Annotated in this window: 1 protein-coding gene; it reads left to right on the top strand. The window is 46.3% G+C overall.

What is annotated here, in order from left to right:
- A partial coding sequence (gene murB / locus F6K38_RS43110; protein WP_287361077.1) for a UDP-N-acetylmuramate dehydrogenase occupies window positions 1–518 on the top strand: 518 nt, incomplete at its 5' end.
- Between the last annotated feature and the right edge of the window lie 492 nt (window positions 519–1,010).

Below are 1,010 nucleotides of genomic sequence, written 5' to 3'. Positions count from 1 at the left end.
CTGATCTTCTGTTTCATACAGATGTTCTATCCCCTGATGGCTCAATGGCGCAACTCACTAGCCAAGACCTAGGCTTTAGCTATCGCACCTCAATCCTTCAAGGTAGCGATCGCATAGTCACCCAGGCCACATTTCAGTTAAAACCGGGTGCTGACCCAAAACAGGTGCGCTCATTGACATCGGATCATTTGGCAAGACGACACACTACCCAACCTTACCACCTACCTAGCTGTGGCAGTGTGTTCCGCAATCCTGATCCTTATGCTGCTGGTTGGCTAATTGAACAAATTGGTCTAAAAGGCTACCAAATTGGTGGTGCTAGAATAGCTGAACGCCATGCCAACTTTATACTTAACTGTGGTGATGCTAAGGCTAGCGATATCTTCCGCATGATCCACCATATACAGGAGCAAGTAGAAAAGCACTGGTCACTGTGTTTAGAGCCAGAAGTGAGGATTTTAGGTGATTTTACCAAAAAACTAGCAATGGAAAGCCCTATGTCTTTAGAGCAGGGATAAAAACCAGCGAGGGGATCAATCCCCTCCTATGGTTCCAGTGGATATACCAAAACCGATCCTGTTGGAATATCAGTTCAAAGCTGATCACCAACATGATCAATTTTTAGTTTATAGTTGTCCATGGCTACACTAGAAAAGAATGGGAAGAAGTTAACTAGATCGCTTCAGCCCATCTATGAATAAGGACACCGGGAATTTATTCCCCTATTTCCCACTGCTTTTAAGGCGAGTAAAAGTCAAATAGCATCACAATAGATACACAATAGATAAAGGTTAATCACCACAGGATTTCTAATGTCAGCGCACCCCTTGCCCATAGACTGGGCTTAGCGCCAACCTGGGCAGCGGTTAAAACCGCGCTTGATGTTTGTTTTTCCTCCCCCGTAATTAGACAGGGGGTTTCTAAACAGAAAACTGACGAGCGAGAGTTAGCCACCCAATAAATTAGGTGGCCAGCGAACGCGCCCCGCGTGGCCTACGGCCAGCGCGCCG

This window comes from Moorena sp. SIO3B2 (assembly GCF_010692525.1).
Classification (GTDB): Bacteria; Cyanobacteriota; Cyanobacteriia; order Cyanobacteriales; family Coleofasciculaceae; genus Moorena; species Moorena producens.
Note: the sequence above shows the minus strand (reverse complement) of the source record. Positions and strands in the feature narration are given on the sequence as shown.